This is a genomic window from Pleomorphochaeta naphthae (assembly GCF_055396005.1).
In genome coordinates this window covers 2,246,999-2,262,288 of sequence record NZ_AP042457.1, presented here as the reverse complement: position 1 = coordinate 2,262,288, position 15,290 = coordinate 2,246,999, and the positions used below count along the sequence as shown (strand labels likewise).

At 29.3% G+C, this 15,290-nt stretch carries 12 protein-coding genes; 9 read left to right on the top strand and 3 right to left on the bottom strand.

Going from position 1 to position 15,290, the window contains the following annotated elements; genetic code table 11:
• The first annotated feature begins 83 nt into the window (after positions 1–83).
• From ACZ5SO_RS10360 to ACZ5SO_RS10350, 3 genes are all read left to right on the top strand, one after another.
• Positions 84–845: a Fic/DOC family protein gene (locus ACZ5SO_RS10360; RefSeq protein ID WP_464624455.1), complete on the top strand. Its 762-nt coding sequence runs from the start codon at positions 84–86 to the stop codon at positions 843–845.
• 316 nt (positions 846–1,161) lie between these two features.
• On the top strand, positions 1,162–1,716 hold the full coding sequence (locus ACZ5SO_RS10355; RefSeq protein ID WP_464624453.1) for a rubrerythrin family protein: 555 nt from the start codon (positions 1,162–1,164) through the stop codon (positions 1,714–1,716).
• Between the two features lie 237 nt (positions 1,717–1,953).
• The gene (locus tag ACZ5SO_RS10350) at positions 1,954–3,138 is read left to right on the top strand and encodes an iron-containing alcohol dehydrogenase (protein WP_464624452.1); all 1,185 of its coding nucleotides are present in this window, start codon (positions 1,954–1,956) and stop codon (positions 3,136–3,138) included.
• A gap of 227 nt (positions 3,139–3,365) precedes the next feature.
• On the opposite strand, the gene ACZ5SO_RS10345 is transcribed toward ACZ5SO_RS10350, so the two are convergent.
• Complete coding sequence (locus tag ACZ5SO_RS10345) at positions 3,366–4,304, bottom strand: C-type lectin-like domain-containing protein (RefSeq protein WP_464624451.1); 939 nt, start codon at positions 4,302–4,304, stop codon at positions 3,366–3,368.
• 803 nt (positions 4,305–5,107) lie between these two features.
• On the opposite strand from ACZ5SO_RS10345, the gene ACZ5SO_RS10340 reads away from it, so the two are divergent.
• Entirely contained in the window at positions 5,108–6,262 is a 1,155-nt protein-coding gene (locus tag ACZ5SO_RS10340) for a helix-turn-helix domain-containing protein (protein WP_464624450.1), read from the top strand.
• A 314-nt stretch (positions 6,263–6,576) separates the two neighbouring features.
• Here the strand turns inward: ACZ5SO_RS10340 and rlmKL are convergent, their stop codons facing one another.
• Complete coding sequence (gene rlmKL, locus ACZ5SO_RS10335) at positions 6,577–8,814, bottom strand: bifunctional 23S rRNA (guanine(2069)-N(7))-methyltransferase RlmK/23S rRNA (guanine(2445)-N(2))-methyltransferase RlmL (protein WP_464624449.1); 2,238 nt, start codon at positions 8,812–8,814, stop codon at positions 6,577–6,579.
• Positions 8,815–8,891: 77 nt separating this feature from the next.
• Complete coding sequence (locus tag ACZ5SO_RS10330; RefSeq protein ID WP_464624448.1) at positions 8,892–9,809, bottom strand: Hsp33 family molecular chaperone HslO; 918 nt, start codon at positions 9,807–9,809, stop codon at positions 8,892–8,894.
• A 272-nt stretch (positions 9,810–10,081) separates the two neighbouring features.
• Between ACZ5SO_RS10330 and ACZ5SO_RS10325 the strand changes: the two genes are divergently transcribed.
• From ACZ5SO_RS10325 to ACZ5SO_RS10305, 5 genes are read left to right on the top strand one after another with little or no spacing between them, the layout of a single operon-like run.
• Positions 10,082–10,810 (top strand): SDR family NAD(P)-dependent oxidoreductase, encoded by a 729-nt coding sequence (locus ACZ5SO_RS10325; protein WP_464624447.1) that lies wholly within the window; start codon positions 10,082–10,084, stop codon positions 10,808–10,810.
• Between the two features lie 33 nt (positions 10,811–10,843).
• Positions 10,844–12,256 (top strand): hypothetical protein, encoded by a 1,413-nt coding sequence (locus ACZ5SO_RS10320; RefSeq protein WP_464624445.1) that lies wholly within the window; start codon positions 10,844–10,846, stop codon positions 12,254–12,256.
• Positions 12,257–12,268: 12 nt separating this feature from the next.
• Positions 12,269–13,408 carry an efflux RND transporter periplasmic adaptor subunit gene (locus tag ACZ5SO_RS10315; RefSeq protein ID WP_464624444.1) on the top strand — a complete coding sequence of 380 codons (1,140 nt, stop codon included), beginning with the start codon at positions 12,269–12,271 and terminating at the stop codon, positions 13,406–13,408.
• Positions 13,408–14,082: an ABC transporter ATP-binding protein gene (locus ACZ5SO_RS10310; protein ID WP_464624442.1), complete on the top strand. Its 675-nt coding sequence runs from the start codon at positions 13,408–13,410 to the stop codon at positions 14,080–14,082. The genes ACZ5SO_RS10315 and ACZ5SO_RS10310 overlap by 1 nt, the downstream gene beginning before the upstream one ends.
• A gap of 3 nt (positions 14,083–14,085) precedes the next feature.
• On the top strand, positions 14,086–15,273 hold the full coding sequence (locus ACZ5SO_RS10305; protein WP_464624440.1) for an ABC transporter permease: 1,188 nt from the start codon (positions 14,086–14,088) through the stop codon (positions 15,271–15,273).
• The last annotated feature ends 17 nt before the right edge of the window (positions 15,274–15,290 follow it).

Genomic DNA, 15,290 nt, shown 5'->3' with positions numbered 1-15,290 from the left:
GATTATTGGTGTTTGTATTATTGTATTATATTTTAAGTGAATAAAATGAAGGAGAAGGGGATTATTCCCCTACAAAAAAGATAATGAAAAAAAGCCGCATGCAACGTTGCATCGACTATATTAGATTTAACCATGAATCAGAAGGTTTTATTCTTTCTGATGAAGATGAGGCTGATATAATAGCAGTTTTAGAAAAAGATGAAACTGCTGATAGTTTGATTGAAAAGTATATTGTAGAAAATTCATTGGTGAACCACGATTATGTAGCTAGTGATAAAGATTTTGGTTATTACGAAAACACAAGATGTTTATTTAATTTTTTTGATGTTAGAGACCGTGCAAAACTGAGAGAAATTGCTATTTATATTACCGCTATCAGAACTGCAGAAATGATTGTTTATCCTGTTGAAGGTCCCTTTAATTTAGACAGATTAAAAGCAATTCATAGTAATTTGTTTGGAGATATTTATCCTTCTGCAGGAATGCTTAGAACTACAACAGCAGCTAAGAGAACAGAATTTTGTCGTCCAGAATATATTAATAGTTCAGCTAAAGAAATTTTTTCTAAGTTAAGGAAAGATCATTATTTGAGGAATTTAGATAGAGAATCTTTTATTAATGATTTAGCATATTATATGGGGGAAGTTGAAGCTTTACATCCCTTTAGAAATGGGAATGCTCCTACAGCCAGATTATTTTTTTGGGAGCTAATTTATTTAGCGGGATATAGAATAGAATGGTCTCAAGTTGATCCTGATAGACTCCTCGAAGCAGATATTTGTGCAATTGATGGTGATTATCAACCTTTGATAGATGTATTAGAAGACGTCGTTTATAAAAAATAATAATAAAAGCAAATCTTAGTATTTAAGGTTTGCTTTTATTATCAAAATATTCCTCAATTTTTTTATGTAGTAATTATTTCTAAAATGTTAAATCTATAATTTTAATATAATAGTTTCTAAATTAAAAAAAAACGATCTAATTTATCATATGTGTAGGTTAAAATACTAATATAGTTTATTTGATAAATTTCAAGTAACTATATCTTTTTTCACAGATTTTTAAAGTGAATTTATTTGACATTAGTTTAAATCAGGATTATCGTTTAATTAATGAGAGTTATTTTTATACTCTCAAATTATTCATGGAGGTAGTTATATGAGTGTAAACAATGCAATGACTTCAGAATTTCTCCACTCAGCATATGGTGGTGAAAGTATGGCACACATGCGTTATTTAATTTGGAGTGATATAGCAAAAAAAGAAGGTTTTAATAATATTTCTAGATTATTTAAAGCCATCGCTTATGCAGAAAGTGTCCACGCAGGAAACCACTTTAAAGTAATTGGAGGAACTACTTCAGATGCTTCAGTAACAGGTGGAGGAGTTTTTGGGGTTGGGAAAACTGCAGAAAACCTTCAAGGTGCTATTAATGGAGAAGCCCATGAAGTAGATCAAATGTATCCAGTCTATTTAAATACTGCTGAATTCCAAAATGAACCAGAAGCTAAGCGTTCATTTCATTTTGCTCTAGAAGCAGAGAAAATCCACGTTGAATTATTTAAAAAAGCTCGAGAAGCAGCTTTAGCTGGACATGATATGGAATTAGATAAAATATATATCTGTCCTGTATGTGGTCATACTGTTTTAAATGTAGCCCCTGAACGTTGTCCAGTATGTGGTGCTAAAAAAGAACAATACGTAGAATTTTAATATTATTTACGAAATGCCATTTTAAAGTAATTTTTACTTAAAATGGCATCATAAAAATATAAATTTTCCAAATTTATATTTTTTTATTATATTATTAATTTTAACAAATAATTACTTTTAAATTACAAGTAATAATTGTTAGAAAAATAAATTAAACTTATAACAATCCCTTTGTCTTTGATATTATTTCTTTTTCTTATATAATAGTATAAGAATAAAATATTAAGGGGTTTTTTTATGAATAGTTTTACTTATTATACTCCAACAAAAGTTATTTTTAAAGAAAATGGCGAAGTTGAATGTGCAAAAGAATTAAAAGTTTATAATCCAAAAAAAGTATTAATTCATTATGGTGGTCAGAGTGCTATTAAGTCTGGCTTAATTGATAGAGTTAAACACAATCTTGACGAAGCAAATATAGATTATATTTTATTAGGTGGAGTAGTAGCAAATCCATTATTATCAAAAGTTCATGAAGGAATTGCTCTTTGTAAGAAAGAAGGAGTTGATTTTATCTTAGCTGTGGGTGGTGGTAGTGTTATAGATTCCTCTAAAGCAATTGCTATTGGCTTATATAATGAAGGAGAAGTTTGGGATTTCTTCGAAGGCATTAGAGAACCTCAAGGTTCATTCCCTGTAGCAACAATTTTAACAATCGCTGCAGCTGGATCTGAAATGAGTAAAGGTTGTGTTATAACTAAAGATGATGGAATGTTAAAAAGATCAACAGCTCATCCTGATGCAGCTTGTAGATTTGCAATCATGAATCCATTATTAACACTAACTCTTCCAAATTATCAAACATTTAGTGGTTGTGTTGATATTTTAATGCATACAATGGAAAGATATTTAAATACCGATGGAGATCAAAATTTAGATATCACTGATGAAATTGCAGAAGGATTAATGAGGTCTGTTATAAAAAATAGTCTTATTTTAAAAGAAAATCCAAAAGATGTTAAAGCTCGATGGAATATAATGTGGTCAAGTAGTCTCTCTCATAATGGACTAACCGGCTGTGGTACTAATTCTGGTGAATGGGCTGTGCACAAGATAGAACATGAACTTGGTGGTAAATATAATGTTGCTCATGGAGCAGGATTGAGTGCTGTTTTCTCAAGTTGGGCTTTATATGTTATAGATAGAATTGAAGATAGATTGGAAAAATTCGCATTGAATGTTCTGGGTGTAGAGAAACAAGCAACATCAAGAGAAACAGCTCTTTTAGGTATAGAGAAGATGAATGAATTCTACCATAAAATTGATATGCCAACTAATTTGAGAGAATTAGGGGTAGAACCTACTGATTCAGAAATTGAAGAACTAAGCATTAAGGCAACTAATTTTGGAAAACGTTTAATTGGAACTACTATTGGCTTAGATAAAGATGATTTAATTAAAATATATAATATGGCTAAATAGTAAATCGCAATAATACAACCTTCTTAAGTAGATTAATAAATTTATTTATTATTTTCTGCTTTAAGAAGGTTTTTTGCTAATTCACTGTATAAAAAAGAAAATACATGAAAAAAAATTTAATAACGAACTTAAGTTTAATATATAAAGAAGGAAAGACATAGAAGAATAAAAAAGCTGCTACTCAGTCATAGTTATTGACTTTTGCAACAGCTCTTATTAATCTGAATTTATCTAGGATCCTGTTCATATTCAATAACAAAACCATAACACCTTCCAGGAAGTTTCTTTCCACCATATGTACCAACGCTATCCATGTAATCTCCCCAAGTCGAAACTGGAAGATTCATTTCACCGAATCCCATAACAGGCTGTCCATCTCCTGAATCATTTGGTTGTGTGTTATCTCTTGGATCTAAATCAATGATTCCATCATCTAGATTTATAGCCCAATTAGTATATTCAAAGGCCTCACCACTTAACCAAGTCCAACCTCCTGCTGGTTCAATAGAACCTTCAACTTGGTATCCACCTAAATATGGTCCAATACTAATACCATAATGCTTACCATTTTCATCAAAATGCCAAAAATATTTATCATCATTTATTAGAGAGAAAACGAAGTCATTTTCATTCTTCGTATTTATACAGGCTAGATAACCTCCTGCGTCCTGAGCTAAATATGCAGCTTGGTACCAATTTAAATTACCACTTGGCAGATAAATAGTTTCATAGTAATGAGTGATACCATTTTCTGATGTAAATTCACTAATACCTTTTCTTTCAATAGTTACATCACTTGGTAAATCTTCCCAACTGAATACTTCATAGGGAATAGTAAAATCTATCCCATTTATGTTTACAGTATGTGGATCTATTTCTACAGAAGATTCATCCATTATGCTTTGCATTAAGTTTTTTAATAAAGTAGAATCTACATTTAGAATTTTTGCTATACTTTCAAAATCAGGTTCCCCTTGATTTGGATCACCAAGAGCCTTAATTAATTCATCTGTAGTAACTCCTAATTTAGAGGCTACTAGAGCTAGTCCCTCATCAGGTTGTTCTTGAGTAATAGATGAGATAGCTATATTTTCTTTAGTACCCTGTGCAAATAAATTAATACTTGAAAGTAGTACTATTAATAACAGTGAAATTTTTTTATTCATATTTTTATCTCCAACAATTTAATTTATGAGTTTAATATACTTAATAATTTTTTATTATTCTTCTTAGCCGGTCGGCAAAGTAAAAAAAAAGGAAAAATTTGATATTAACAATTTCTTAATCCAAAAGCAAAGTTTGAATAATTTAATATAACTTAATTGTTTAGGATTATTACATTATCTCTTATATTTAAAAACTAGTTCTATGATATACGAGTTGTAATAAGGAGTTAATTGATAGGTGGGATTAGTGAAGAATAAATAGTTTAATTTAGAATAACTGAGTGTACATAATTAGTAAGTTAAAAAATAATTAAATATACTTTGTAATCCAAAATGAATTATAGAGAAGTTATCAAGATGTTTATAACTGAACAAAAGAATATATAAAAAAAAGAAAAAAAATATATCCGTTTAAAATGTTATAGTTTTAATAATTTGCTAAACAAGAGTTTCTATATGTACATTTATTACAGAAAGAAATGAGTTGAAGAAATAGAATATTGTATTAATGAGTATATGAAGTATTATAACAATAAAAGATTCTAAGGGTATATTTATAAAATGACATTAAATTAATATAAGAATTAATTGGAAAAAGCCAAGGATAAAGTCGCTAAATGACAACTTCAACGATTGAATAATTAGTTATACTAGATTAATTAAATTTAAGTTTGTTTAAGAATACCAACCAGTTCATTTTTTTTTCAAGGAAATAAGATATAAGGCTTAATTTGAGTAATATAATTTATATTCAATAGTATTTTGATTGACTGTTGTTTTAACAAAATATTATACTCTCTTTTATGTATCAAGTATTTGAGATAATTTTAGCTATGGGTAGTGCTTGGGCAATTATAGGATTGCTTAGGACTTTAGTATTAAAAAGGCATAAAACTATAAAAGATTTATGTTCAATAATTGTTATCGCTATTTTTTTGCTAACAATTTTTGATAATTTGCTTAGACCCACATTTATATCTATGGGTGCATTAAAATTTATATATCCAATAACTAGAATTAGTTATTTTTTAGTTGGACCTTCACTTCTTTTATATGTATTATCATTATTAGAAGAAAATTTTAAACTAGAATATAAACATTTATTTCATATAATTCCTTTTATAATTTGGTTCATTTATATTTTAATTGATCCTGCCTCAGTAAACCCTAAAATATCTTTTGGAAGTGAAATAAATGAGCTAAATAAGCCAAGTCCATTTTTTTCATTAGCTTTTGTTTGGGATTTAACACTCAATTTATCTAGAGTTATATATAGTTTTATAATTCTAAGAATTTTAAGAAAGCATAGTAAATCTATTGAAGATGAATATTCAACAAAAAATAAAAATATTACATTAGTTTGGATAAAATACTTAGTAGTTTTTTATACTGGAATATATTTAGTATTTAGTGTTATTCATATAATTTTAGCTGAGGATAATGAAATATTACAAATTTCTGCTGCCATCGTTAGAACTATTCCAGCTGTATTATTTGTTTTCTTTTTTTCTTTATTTTCTGAAAAACAAAATTCTCTAATATATTCTAAGAAAGAAGAACCCTCTACAGATTTGAAGTATCAAAAGTCAGGGATTACAGACGAAGAACTTAAAAAAATTTACAAATCAATAGTTCAATATGTTGAAAGTTCCAAAATATATTTGGACTCAGATTTAACTTTAGATAAATTAAGTGAGAAAATAAATATTTCAAGGCATAAAATATCTCAAGCTATTAATCATCAAGCATCTAAAAGATTCTATTTATTTATAAATGAGTATAGGTTAAATGAATTTGTTAATGCAATTAAAGAAGAAAGATATCCTTCTTATACTCTGATATCAATTGCATATGAGTGTGGTTTTAAATCCTCTTCCGGATTTTATTCAATGGTAAAGAATAAATATAATGTAACTCCTAAAGTTTTAGTCCAAAAAATAAAGGAAAATGAAATATAATGACCTATTTTAAGACTTAACTTATTTAATAAAGTTATTTCTTATGAGGATAAAATAAAATTATACTTAAGGAGCCTATTTTGTTAGAGATCAAACTTTATACAAATAATCGCAAGTCTATTTAAAAATCACAAAAGGCAATGTGCGTGAAAATTCTATATATAAATTAATCAACTATAGAAAATAAGATATTTTTTTGATAAACAATGCATCTTAGATAAGTTTAAAGAAAAAACAAAATCGAATATAGAATATATTAGAAGAGCTGTTACTCAGTCAAATATATTGACTTTTGCAACAGCTCTTTTTTTTAATTAAGATAGAGTTTCCTTTTTTATTACTTTTTTAGGCTTTTTTCTAACCTTAATAACTTGTCTTTCTTTAATTAGATAACATTGATGAATCTTGTTGTTTCTTTCAAAATCAGCACCAATAGATTCTTCAGTTATATTTTTAACATCATAATCTTGGTATATATAATCATCTAAGACAAATTTTCGATTATTATTACTAAAAATTAAGATACCATCTTTGTCTAAGTGTCTCATACAAAGGTGAATTAATCTCTTATGATCTCTTTGAACATCAAAGGAATCTCTTCCTTTTCCATTAGAAAAAGTTGGAGGATCACAGAAAATCAAATCATACTTATCGTATGAATTGTATAAATAGCTCATACAATCTTCTTTATAATAGAAATGATTCATTGTCTTAAAATTATTTAAAGCCATGTTTTTCATAGCCCAGTCAAGATAAGTTGAGGAAGCATCAACTGATACTGTTGAAAGAGCACCTCCCATTGCAGCTTGAACTGTTGCAGTTCCTGTGTAGCAGAAAAGATTTAAGAATCTAGTATCTTTTGCTAGTTCTTTGATTTTTTTTCTAATAGGTCTGTGATCTAAGAAAATACCAGTATCTAAGTAATCAGTAAAATTAACAAGGTATTTAGCATCATTTTCTTTAACAATAATAAAACGATTTTTACTACCTAATTTTTCATATTGGGTAGTTCCTTTTTGTCTATTTCTAGTTTTTACGAAGATGTTATCTATATCAATGTTTGTTGCTCTTTCTGTGGCTAAAACTAACTCTTCTAAATGTTTTTGAGCTACTTCCTCATCAATTGTAGAAGGAGCTGCATATTCACTTAGTACTATGTATTTGTGATCATACATATCGATTGAAGCACTATATTCTGGCATATCAGCATCATAGATTCTGTAGTTAGTTACATTGTCTTTTTCCATAATAGGGGTAAGACGATCTAGATTTTTGATTAGTCGATTATAAGCCATTTGAGAACCTTCACTTAAAGGTTGTGACAATCTTTCTTTTTTTCTTTCTTCGGCTTTTCTAATAAATTCTTGTCTTTCTTCTTCACTAAATACGTAATAGTGAGCAACTTGGCAAGGAATATTGGCATTCATAACAGAGTTAGTTCTATTAGGTTTCATATTTACAAAGCCTAGAAGTTCTTTTTCTCCACAAATGATAGAAGCATGCCAACCACCGAAGTATTCATTAAGTGTTTTACCCATATTTGAATATAGAGCTTCGATTTTTGCTTCGTCTAATCTAACGCCATATGGTGGGTCAGTGATAATATAGCCTGGAGTAGAAGGAACATCTTCTTTTGAAATTTTAGTGAAATCTTTTACTGAAAATTCAATTTTATCAAGAACACCAGCGGCTTTTGCATTTTTTTTAGCAATTTCTATAGCTTTTGGATCAATATCCCAACCATAGAATTTAAAATCTCTTTTACTTCCTTCTTCCTCTTCCAAAATTGCTTGGCCTAAAACTTTGTCCCAAACTTGTTCATCATGAACTGGAAGTTTAAAGAAAGCAAATCTATCTACATCAATTAGACCTGGAGCAACTTTGCTTGCCCAAAGAGCAGCTTCAATTAGAATAGTTCCAGCTCCACAAAAAGGATCTAATAAAGGGGGGAGCTCTTCTAAAGAATCATCTTCTAATTTTCTTCTATATTCGCTTCTTTTGATAACAGTAGCAGCAAGAGTTTCTCTCATTGATGCATCAACAAAAGCTAAACGATAGCCTCTTTTATGAAGTTTTCTTCCAGAAAAGTCAACAAAATATATAACACTATCACCTCTGACATGAACATGAAAAGTTACGTCAGGGTTGTCCTTTTCGACATTAGGTCTTTCACCTTCAAAGTTGTTTTTGATTCTATCAACTATAGCATCTTTTAATCTAATTGCAGCAAAGTGCCCATTTTTTAACCATTTACAGTTTTTTACTGTTTGGGTAATTGCAAAAGTAGTTTGGGGATTAACCCAATCTTCCCATGGAATTTCCATTGCACTTTGATACAATTCATCAGCATTTATTACATCATCATCATGATATAATGCTAATAAAAGTCTTGAAGAAACTCTTGAGTATAGAGTAAATCTATAAGCAGTTTCTAAATCACATTCAAATTCAACACCACCGTTAGTTGTGTTGGTTTCCTCAACTCCTAAAGCATGAATTTCATGCTCTAAAATATCTTGTTGGTTTGCTGCGCACGTTGCAAAAAAAACCATACGATTCTCCTCACCTCTGATTCCCCAGAGATTGTTTAAAAATATTTATATTATTTGCTATTTCTGTTGCAAATAAATTATTTAAATAATTGACTTATTTCATCCTTGCTAAAACTATAGTGACTATTACAATTTAAACAGGACAAGGTTAGAGGGAATGGCCCCTCTTTTAATATAGAGTCTTTGTCATTTTTTGGTAATCCCATTAAATGTTTGGCGAAGTTATCTTTATTGCAAGGACAAGAAAAACCTACACCTTCGTGAGATAAGTGAGTAGCTGTAGGGAAATTAGCCATAATATATTCTTTAGGACTAGTGTTTTTTGTCATATTTTTGCCTAAAGAAGGAAGGGCTTTAGTTTTTTCTTCCATTTTAATTAAAGCTTCATCACTGCAACCTGGGAGAGCTTGAATAAATAAACCACCTGCTCCCATTATTCTTCCATCCTTATCAAAATCAATTGATAGGTTGAAAAGGGAAGGAGTTTGTTCGCTTTCAATGAAATAAGTAGCTAAATCTTGAGCTAAATTTCCACTTTCAAGCATAACTTGTCCGCTAAAAGGAGATTTATTACCTTCAATTAATTTAGTAACAGTTAAAAAACCCGGACCATATAGAGAACTTGTATCAAAACTTGTTAGAGGTTCTTTTAATTCAATCGGATTGTATTTTAAATAACCTCTAACAGCACCACAAGCCCAAGCTTCTGTATAAATTCCGCCAATTGGTCCACCACATTCAACAGTTAATTGGACTCTATCATTGCCCTTAACAGTTGCAGAAAGTAAGGCGTTAGCGATATAAGCTTGGCCGAGTACTAAGGATTCTACAACCCCAGTTTCGTGATTAGCTCTCATTTGGTTTAATAAGTGGGTTGTGCTTATTATAGTAGCTCTAAAGTTGTTATCCTCAAGTAGGAAAACTTCTCTAGAATCATCATCTATTGTATTAAGGTGTTTAATTAATATTTCATCAGTAATTTCTTTTTTTATCATAGCGAACAAAGATTAGGCTAAAAGCTTTATTTTTTCAAGATTAATATAAGTTATCTCTGTTATATATTTATTAATTATCCATATACTAATTTATTCTATATAACTAAAGATGGTCAAATTGTGATTTTTTCAGTATTATTAATATTAATTAGTTACAAATTATATTTATTTTATAACTAATTGACACTTCTTAAGAAAATTTGTATGGTTAATTAGTTGTGTAATTAACCATCTAACCGATTTGAAATTTTATAATAAGAGAAAGAGTGAAAATGATTGATAAGAAGAAAATATTAATAACAGGTGGAGCTACCTTTTTAGCGAGAGAAATATCTCTTGCTTTATCTAAGGATTATCAGCTAATAATTCACTATAACAAAAGTGAAGAGGACGCAAAATCTTTATTGAAAGAGATTGGTGAGGATAATTGTAAATTAATTCAAGCTGATTTCAATAGAGTAGATCCTAAGCTCTTTTTTAAAAAAGCCCTCTCTCTTTATGGTTCTATCGATATTTTAATTAATGCCTCTTCAGTTTTCACAAAAATCGATACTAAAAATTTGAATAAAGATATTTTAGAACAGTATTATAATTTACATTCAATTTTTCCTTTACTATTAACAATTGAATTGTATAATCATTTAAAGAAATGTAATAAAAGGGGAGCTGTAATAAATATAAGTGATGCACAAATTAATATGCCTACAAAGAATAGAGTTCCATATTATTTAAGTAAGGAATCTCTATCATATCAAAGTAAATTGCTTTCAGGAGAATTAGCCCCTACACTAAGGATAAATGAAGTAGCTCCTGGATTTACTTTAGCAAAAAGTTGGGAAACTTCATATTTTGATAAGGTAGACAAGCTATTACCTTTTAATATAACAAAAGTTAATCAAATTATAAAAGCAATTAAGTATTTTATTGAAAGTGAACAAGTTAGTGGTCAATGTTTAAAAGTTGATAGTGGTCTATCAACTATCCCGATAAAACTAATATAAAGAGGAGTTCAAGAATATATCTTGGTGAAACAAATGAAGAAAAAAAAATTATTAATATTTTGTTTAATTTTCTTGAGTAACAATATTTATTTAAGTGCTGTTTCGCTTGAGAATTTAGTAAATCAAGCAATAGAGAAAAGTCCTCAAATTACTACTCTTGAGTTAAATAAAAACTATACAATGCTAAATATTGAAAGTAGTGAATTAGAAGAGAAAACTAAAGTTGGCGTTTCAACAGATGTAGAAATACCTGAATCTGATGAATATATTATAAAGGGAGGAGATTATGGTTTACTAAGCATAGAAATACCGGGTTCCTACACTCCAACTTCTCCCACTCAAGTAAGTAATACAACCTCTATTGTAGTAAATGGTGGAATTTATAAATCAGATGATTTAGATTATGTAGGAAGCCTATCAGTTTCTCATAATTTTTTAATCGGTGATTATACAAATAATTATAAAACCTTAAATAATCAAATTACTAGTTTAATAGCTACTCAAGCTTATGAAACAGGACTTATTAATTTTAAAAAAAATCTTTATAATATGGTTTCAAATATTATAAATAATGAAAAATCTCAGAGAGATGTAGAAAAGAAAATAAAAGATCAAGAGAAACTTATTAATGATAGTTTGACTTTAAATCGAATTACTGAAGATTCTCTATTATATAAACAGTATAATCTTGTGTTAAATACTTATAAGGATTCTTTAGATAACCTTAAAATTCAACATGAATCTATTCTCCAAAATTTTAAAGATTATACAGGTGTCGATTATGATACAGTAGATATAATTAGGGAGCCTGTTCTTAATTTAGATACTGATAATAGTGAAAGCTTGAGTGTCCAAATAGCTCAATTGAAAGTTAAATTAAAACAGGAAACTATAGATCAAGTAGAAAGAGAGAAAACTCAAAGCTATTTGAAGCTTGGCTCTACTGCTGCAACAAATTATGTGGATGATAATTTAGATATAACAGCTAGTGCCTCATATAATACCGATAATTTTTCTATAAGCGTAAATCCTACATTATCTATTGATTTATCTGATTCTTCTCTTTCCCCATCTTTTTCTTTTGGAGGGAAATGGATTAATGATACTACAACAGATAGAGATCTTATTAAAAATAAATTAAATGAGAATGAATTAGTTTCATCTCAGCTTGATTTAAACTCTGCTATACAAAATCAATCTCTTACTACATTAAATTTAAAATCACAAATAACTAATTGGCAAGCACAATATAAGCAATTAAATGATAATATTAAATTTAAAAACGAAAATTTATTACTTCAAATGCAGATGTTTGATTTGGGCCTTGTTTCACAGAGTGAGATTGATGATTTAGTTTTTGAAATAGAACAATTAAATTACGATAAATTAATTTTATTATTAGATGGCTTATCTATTGAACTAGATATAGAAAAAATGATGCTATAGGGGGATATTTAGATGGCTGAAATATATAAAGATGATGAAGTTGTGGAAAAACAAAAAAAGACTGTAGCTGATACAGAATCCCAAATTAGGCTTGAAATTAAAAAGAAATTAAGAAAAAAAAGACGTAAAAAAATATTAATTTGGCTTATTATAATTGCTTTAATCGTTGGAAGTTCTTATTTATATTCTTTTTATCAATCAAATCAAAGACTCCCTTGGCAGGCAGTAACGGTTGGTACTCCTATTGAAGAGTCTTATACTGAGTCCTTAGTAACTGAAGAAGTTACAAACCCAGTAGTAAATATAAGTGGATCTTTAAGTGCTTATGATTTACAAGATGTAGTATTAAGAACTAGTGGTGCTATAACTTCTGTAAATTTTGAAGAAGGTGATGAGGTAAAAAAAGGTGATATACTAGCAACTGTTGATGATACTAATCAACAATATATAATTGCAAAACTTAAAAGTGATATTGAAGCAGCTAAATTAAGTGGAAATCCAAATGATGTAAAACTTCTTGAATTACAATTGGCAAACGCAGAGAATAATTTAGAGTATACGAAAGCTATAGCAAACTTTGATGGAGTTGTTGCTTATCAAGGGTGGGAAACTGGAGATTACAATACTGTTGGAGATGCTGGAAAAATGATTATTGCCGATCTTAGTAAATTCAAATCTGTTGTTGAAATAGATGAAATGGATATTAATAATATTAAAGTTGGTCAAATAGCTGAGTTAAATTTTGATTCTCTTCCTGGAGTTACAGCTGAAGCTGTTGTTACTAAAATACCAATGTTAGGTAGGTATAACGCTCAAGGTTTTGGTGTTATGGATGTTGAAATTACTATTGATAATCCACCAGAAGGCCTTAGAACTGGGTTTACTTTCCATGGAACTATAATAGGGGATGAAGAAATTAAAAGAACTATTATAGATCAAGCAGCAGTCAAACAAAGTGGGAATGATTCGATTGTAACTAAGAAAATGGAAGATGGAAGTCTAAAAGATATAGTCGTAAAAATTAAGTATCTAGGTGAAGGTAAATGTCAAGTCTTATCAGGTGATATTGCTCCTGGAGATACTCTTGTTATTAAAAATACTCTTACTTTCCAAGAAGAATTGGCCAATGAAATGAAAGGGAGTGATAATTAATGACTAGTAATGTAATACATCTTGAGAATGTAAAAAGATATTATCTTGTTGGTGATTTTTTTGTTAAAGCTCTCGATGGTGTTTCACTTGATATAGAAAGAGGAGAATTTACTGCAATAATGGGGCCCTCTGGAAGTGGTAAGTCAACAATGATGAATTTAATTGGTTGTTTGGATACTGCTACAACTGGTGATATTTATATTGATGGAGAAAATACAGCAGGTTTAAATGAAACTGAACTAGCTTATATTAGAAATAAAAAAGTTGGCTTTGTATTTCAACAATTTAACTTATTAGGAAAGGAAAGTGCACTTAAGAATGTAGAAACTCCATTGTTATATGCAGGAATTAAACCTAAAGAGCGAAAAAAAAGAGCGATGGAAGCTCTAGAAAAGGTTGGCTTGAGTGACAGGATATATCATAAACCAAATGAGTTATCAGGAGGCCAAAAACAAAGAGTTGCCATAGCTCGAGCTATAGTAAGTAATCCTACTATTTTATTAGCGGATGAACCAACAGGAGCTTTAGATTCTAAAACAGGAAATCAAATAATGGAACTTTTTGAAGAATTAAATGCAGAAGGTAGAACTGTAGTCTTTGTTACTCATGATAGGGATTTAGGGAATCGTTGTCATAGACAAATCCATTTAAGAGATGGAAAGATAGAGGAATAGCTTATGTTTTGGGAAAATATAAAATTAGCATTATCTGCAATGAAAAGCAGTAAAATGAGGACAGCCCTTTCTCTATTAGGTATAATAATCGGAGTTGGTGCTGTTGTAGCTATTTTAAATCTTGGGGACAGTGCTTCTGCAAATATTACAAAAAGTTTAGATTCCGGTGGCACAGATATTATAACAATTTGGACCCAAGCAAATGAAAGAACAGAAGATATTTTTACAAGTCAATTTGCTCAAACTTTAAAAAATAGTGTTGAAGGAATTGATCAAGTTATCCCCCAAATGGTTAGTTCTGCTTCAATTAGAGCAAATAAAAAAAGTGCAGGTGCTCAAATAATGGGTACAGAATCATCATATTTTACTATTCAGAAACTTGAATTTGATAAAGGAAGTGCTTATACTCTTCAACAGAATATTAACTCAAGAGAAGTCGTTGTACTTGGAAATGGTATAGCGACAACATTATTTGAAAATGAAAATCCAATAGGAAAGAATGTTAGTTTTGTATTATCTTCAGGTGTAATAAAAAGCTTTCAAGTTGTTGGTGTTTTAAAAGAAAAAGAACAATCATATACTATGAGTTTTGATAATTCTGTTTTTATTCCTTTTAATACTTTTTCAAATAAACTTGTAAACACTGATGTTGTATCTAGCTATGTTGTTAAAACAAATAAAAGTTATGATACTATTGAAGTTAGTGATCAGATTAACAACTTCTTAGATACTTCCGTTGGAAATGATAGTTATCAAAGTTTTTCTCCTGCAATGATAACTAAGATGGCAAATGAAGTTACAGCGACTTTGAGTTTATTCTTGGCAGCTATAGCTGGAATTTCCCTTCTAGTAGGAGGTATCGGTATTATGAATATAATGCTAGTTTCAGTTGCTGAAAGGACAAAAGAAATAGGGATAAGAAAAGCTTTGGGAGCTTCTCCTTCTGTAATTAGAGGACAATTTATAGTTGAAGCCGTAACTTTAACACTTATTGGCGGTTTTTTAGGTATAATATTTGGGAGTTTTATAAGCTTAGTGGTTACAAACATAGCGGGGTGGACTTTATCACTTTCATATAAATCCTTTATAGTTGCAGTAGGCTTTAGTATGCTTGTTGGAATTTTCTTTGGTTGGTATCCAGCGATGAGTGCTTCCAAATTAGATCCTATTGAAGCTTTAAATTACGAATAATATTTATACTGGGAAAA